Origin of the sequence: Xanthovirga aplysinae, from assembly GCF_009711365.1 — a bacterium.
In the GTDB taxonomy this organism is placed as follows: Bacteria; Bacteroidota; Bacteroidia; order Cytophagales; family Cyclobacteriaceae; genus Xanthovirga; species Xanthovirga aplysinae.
Genome location: NZ_SMMB01000874.1, coordinates 1 through 4,983, shown reverse-complemented (window position 1 = coordinate 4,983; position 4,983 = coordinate 1). Strand labels below are relative to the sequence as shown.

The following is a 4,983-nucleotide window of genomic DNA, read 5'->3' as shown; positions in this document are numbered from 1 at the left end:
CTTATCATTAAAAGCTTTGGGATTTTAGGGGCCAGGGTTACTTTTCGGGGTTTGGACCAATTGCCAAATGACAGGCCTTTAATTATTGTTGCCAATCATCAAAGTATGTATGATATTCCAGCTGTTGTATGGGGTTTTAGAAAACATCATCCTAAGTTTGTTGCTAAAAAAGAACTTGGAAAAAATATTCCCAGTGCTTCTTATAGCTTAAAACATGGTGGCTCGGTATTAATTGATCGCAAAAATGGTTCTCAGTCTATACGAGAGATCATTAAATTGGGTAAAAAAATAGAGAAAAACAGCTATTCCGCTTGTATTTTCCCTGAAGGTACCCGGAGCAAGAATGGGCAATTGAGGAAGTTTCAGGCTGCGGGAATTCGTACCCTTTTAAAGGGAGCACCGTCGGCCCTAATTGTTCCTTATGTAATAGATGGAAACTTTAGACTACAAATAAATGGCCATTTTCCTATGTCATTTGGGGAAAAATTGAATTATACAGCCTTGAAACCCATTGAACCTAAAGGCATGTCTGCGGAGGAAGTGGTTGAAAAAACCGAAATAGCAATAAGAGAGGCTCTTTCTCAAAAGGAATTGGTTATTCAAGATTGAGGCTTTATTGCAGGGGGACCAGTGAAAAGGGGAGTTGATTTAAATTTTATGTTTAAACTTGTAAATTAACATTAAAATAACAGAAAGGCTCTTTTACTTTTAAATCATTTATTGGTTATTGCATTAGTTTTATGAACATTAATAAACCGTTTTTATAAAATGTATAGAAAAGCTCTATTTTTTGCTCCTTTCTTTTTGTTAATGGCTGCTGTTTCTTTTGGGCAATCGACTAAAGAAAAGGATGCTGCTAAACCGAAATTAGTGGTGGGAATTGTTGTTGACCAGATGCGAGAGGAATTCCTTTATCGCTTTGCTGATAAATATTCAGAGAATGGTTTTAAACGTTTGATGCGCGAAGGGTTTAATAACAGAAATACCCATTATAACTACATTCCTACTTTTACAGGACCAGGCCATGCTTCGGTTTATACTGGAAGTACCCCTGCCGGACATGGAATTGCAGGAAATAGCTGGTTTGACAGAAATAGTAGGTCTACCATGTACTGTGTAAGTGACACAACTGTAGAAACAGTAGGAAGTGATTCCAAAAAAGGATTAATGTCTCCAAAAAATAACGTGGCATCTACTGTAACTGACGAATTGAAACTTTCTGGAAGTGGGCAAAGTAAGGTGGTTAGTGTCTCAATTAAAGATCGTGGAGCAATTTTACCTGGTGGACACATGGCCGACGGGGCTTACTGGTATGATGGCACAAATGGTCGGTTTATTAGTAGCACCTTCTATATGGAAGATTTGCCAAAGTGGGTTTCAGACTTTAATGCGAGAAACCTTGCTGATGAATATTTAAAAAATAACTGGAATACTCTTTTCCCAATTGATAAATATACCCAAAGTGCTGAAGATGACAGGGCAGGTGAGTTAACTTTCGAAGGAAAAAAAGCTCCTGTTTTTCCTTATAATTTGAAAAAATTAAGAAAGAAAAATGGAGATTATAAGTTCCTGACTTCAACTCCATGGGGAAATACTATTGTAAAAGATGTTGCTATGGCAGCTATCGAAGGAGAAAACTTGGGGAACAATGGGGAAACCGATTTTCTTGCAGTGAGTTTTTCTTCAACCGATATTATTGGACATGGTTTCGGTCCTCAATCCAAAGAAATTCAAGATACTTATCTTCGCTTAGATAGAGATATCGCTGATTTGTTAAGCTTTTTGGATGAAAAAGTAGGAGAAGGGAATTATATGTTATTCCTGACTTCGGATCATGGTGTGGCTGAAATACCTGCTTATCTGATGGAAAAAAAGCAGCCAGCCGGCTATCTTTCATTTAAGGAAGTAAAAAGCCAAATGGATGATTATCTTGAAAAGATGTTGGGAGAAGGAGAGTGGATTATTGGTGCAACCAATGATCAGATTTATTTAAACCAGAAGCTTATTGCAGAGAAAGGTTTAGACTTGGATGACATTAGAAAGAAATTGGTCAATTATTCCCTCAATTTTGATGGAATTACTGCTGCCTACTCTGCAAGTGATATTTATCGAAATGAATATACGCAAGGAATAAAGGGACGTTTGCAATTGGGGTATTATCCAAAAAGGTCCGGAGATGTACTGTTAGTTTTAGATCCTGCCTGGATTCACGCCTACCCAACAGGTACAACACACGGCTCCGGATACACTTATGATACACACGTGCCATTACTGTGGTTTGGATGGGGAGTCGAACAAGGAGAATCGGTGAAGTACCAAACAATCAGTGACATTGCTCCAACTGTTGCTTTTAAGTTAAAAATCAAGACCCCAAACAGTGCTATTGGACAACCAATAAAGGAGTTGTTTTAAAAGAATATTAAGGTTAAGAGATAAGAATGCTATGGAATAATTTTCATTCCTATCTCTTAACTATTATAGTTTAGGTTTTAATACAGACGTTTTTAGGTTCGGTAAAAAACTGCAAGGCCTCCATTCCTCCTTCTCTTCCAACCCCAGATTGTTTTACCCCTCCGAAAGGGGTGCGAAGGTCTCTTAAAAGCCAGCAATTGACCCAAACAATGCCACTTTCAATTCGATCAGCCACTCGATGTGCCCGTTTTAGGTTTTGGGTCCAGACAGTAGCCGACAAACCATATTTTGTACTATTAGCCCATGCAATAACCTCTTCTTCTGAATTGAATGGAGTTAGAGTGACAACCGGGCCAAAGATCTCTTCCTGATTAGTTCGACAATCAAAAGGAAGCCCCTCAAAAACGGTAGGTTCCACAAAAAAACCTTCCTCGCATCTGCCTGTTACCTGGGCTGTTTTTCCTCCGGTTAATAGTTTTCCTCCCTCATCCTTCGCCAATTCAATATAAGAGAGGACTTTCTCTTTGTGATTTTGAGACACTAAAGCCCCTATTTTTGTATCTTCTTTTATTGGGTCTCCTAATTTTAGTTGCTTTACTTGTTCAATAAATTCTTCCTTAAAATTTTCATATAGGGACTGTTCAATGAATATCCGGGAACCACAAAGGCAAATTTCACCTTGATTTGTGAATGCCGCTCGAACGCTGTTTTGAACCGCCTCTTTAAAATCACAATCTGCAAAAACAATATTTGGGTTTTTACCCCCTAATTCTAGTGAAAGCTTTTTAAACATTGGAGCCGCCGTAGAAGCTATCTTTTGGCCTGTTAAAGTTCCCCCTGTAAAGGAAATAGCAGGTACATCTTTATGCTCTACCATAGCTTGCCCTACTTTAGGGCCCAAACCATGTACAATGTTTAGAACGCCTTTAGGCAGTCCAGCTTCTATGCATAGTTTAGAAAGCAAATAAGCCGTCATGGGAGTTAATTCTGAAGGCTTTGCTACCACACAATTTCCAGCAGCTAGTGCTGGGGCGATTTTCCAACTAAAAAGATAAAGAGGAAGATTCCAGGGAGAAATACAGGCTGCCACACCCAAAGGTTTTCGTGAAGTATAATTTAAAGCCTGGTTCCCTGTAAGATGGGCCTCTGAGGAGAAATGTAAAGCGGCAGTAGCATAAAATCGAAAATTGGCAGAAGCCCTGGGAATATCTACGGTTCGGGCTAAATTCAAAGGTTTTCCACTATCTATGCTTTCTGCATTTGCCAACCCTTCCAAATTTGCATCTATTAAATCAGCTAGCTGGAGTAAATATTTGGAGCGCTCTTCCACTGGAAGGGAAGACCAAGAAGGGAAGGCTTCCTGAGCTGCTATTACAGCTTTTTTAACATCTTCGGCATCAGAGTCAGGAAGTTGGCTATAAATCTTCCCTTCAGCAGGGTTAACGTTAGGCAAGTATTTCCCTGAAATTGGGGGAATTAATACTCCATTAATATAATTTTGAATACTTGTCTGAACCATTTTTTTCGCGATTAAAGGGTAATGAGATTATTGGCCTAGCTATTCAGAGAAATAATACAACTAAAACCATGATTGCTTTCAAATGAAATCTTAAGATTAATTATTTTAATTACCTGTTTTTTGTCTTGGTTTTTAACTTAGAGCATGTTTAAAAATTTTCTTTTTGCTCCAAATGGTTTATGAAAAGCTGAACTTTTCCCAAGGACTCTATTATTTTACAGGCCTGGAAAGAACGTTGTTTCGTTTCTTTAGAGCCATTTCAAAATGAATGGGCTCTTTTCCCCGCATGATGTAATCTTTATTTTCATTATGACCTGATTTCGCCACTTCATCTGCTATGATTTCTCCCATTATTTTACCAGCTAACCAATAGAAAGGATATTGCAGTAGTTTCCATTTCACCGATTTTGTAAAACATTCAATCTTTTTTAACCCAATCCACTAACCTTTTATTGAACAGCTCACTTTGTTCGTAATGTGGAGTATGGCCACTTTCCTCAAATAAGTATATGCTTAAATTTGGTAAGTCTTTACAATCTACATCCCAAAGTGTAGGAGGGCCAATGTAATCACTTTTTCCAAGAGCTAGAAAAATAGGAATGTCCAACTTTTCTTCCAATGTACATAAGTCGTAATTCGAAAATATTTTCCCAAAAAAGTGGTTTAAAAAGTCCAGGTTATAATGGACTCTATCAAAGAATGCTGTCGCATCTAAATTAGCATCGTGCCACCTTTTAGGTCCAGAAGCTACAAGACTTTTTATAAAATATTCATTAGGATTACTTTTTGGATTGTTTATTTTCTTCAGTTGACTTTGCTTTTCTTTGTAAAGTAATTTCCTTTCTTCAGATGCGGATTCCCAATACATCTTTACAGCCTCGGAATATTGAGGTATTCCAAAAGCTCTTGGTGTTCCCATCATCACTACATGGGAAACATATTCTGGGTGTTTTTTGGCATATTTATGGGCAACAGCTCCCAATACAGAATGTCCTCCAATAATAAATCTCTCAAGCCCCAAGACAGCTCTCAATGTATCAATATCATTAAAC

Annotated in this window: 5 protein-coding genes; 2 read left to right on the top strand and 3 right to left on the bottom strand. The window is 37.9% G+C overall.

The annotated features are described in order from the left end of the window. A partial coding sequence (locus E1171_RS07195) for a lysophospholipid acyltransferase family protein (RefSeq protein WP_155205335.1) occupies positions 1–609 on the top strand: 609 nt, incomplete at its 5' end. 159 nt (positions 610–768) lie between these two features. Next, positions 769–2,412: an alkaline phosphatase PafA gene (gene pafA, locus E1171_RS07190; RefSeq protein ID WP_155205334.1), complete on the top strand. Its 1,644-nt coding sequence runs from the start codon at positions 769–771 to the stop codon at positions 2,410–2,412. Positions 2,413–2,482: 70 nt separating this feature from the next. On the opposite strand, the gene E1171_RS07185 is transcribed toward pafA, so the two are convergent. The 3 genes from E1171_RS07185 to E1171_RS07175 all read right to left on the bottom strand — a co-directional run. Next, positions 2,483–3,931 carry an aldehyde dehydrogenase gene (locus E1171_RS07185; RefSeq protein ID WP_155205333.1) on the bottom strand — a complete coding sequence of 483 codons (1,449 nt, stop codon included), beginning with the start codon at positions 3,929–3,931 and terminating at the stop codon, positions 2,483–2,485. Between the two features lie 210 nt (positions 3,932–4,141). Then, positions 4,142–4,333: a hypothetical protein gene (locus tag E1171_RS07180; RefSeq protein WP_155205332.1), complete on the bottom strand. Its 192-nt coding sequence runs from the start codon at positions 4,331–4,333 to the stop codon at positions 4,142–4,144. Positions 4,334–4,349: 16 nt separating this feature from the next. Beyond that, a partial coding sequence (locus E1171_RS07175) for an alpha/beta fold hydrolase (RefSeq protein WP_155205331.1) occupies positions 4,350–4,983 on the bottom strand: 634 nt, incomplete at its 5' end.

Coding starts and splice junctions, on each gene's coding strand:
- E1171_RS07185 (WP_155205333.1), bottom strand. CDS start 3,931: ATGGTTCAGACAAGTATTCAAAATTATATTAATGGAGTATTAATTCCC.
- pafA (WP_155205334.1), top strand. CDS start 769: ATGTATAGAAAAGCTCTATTTTTTGCTCCTTTCTTTTTGTTAATGGCT.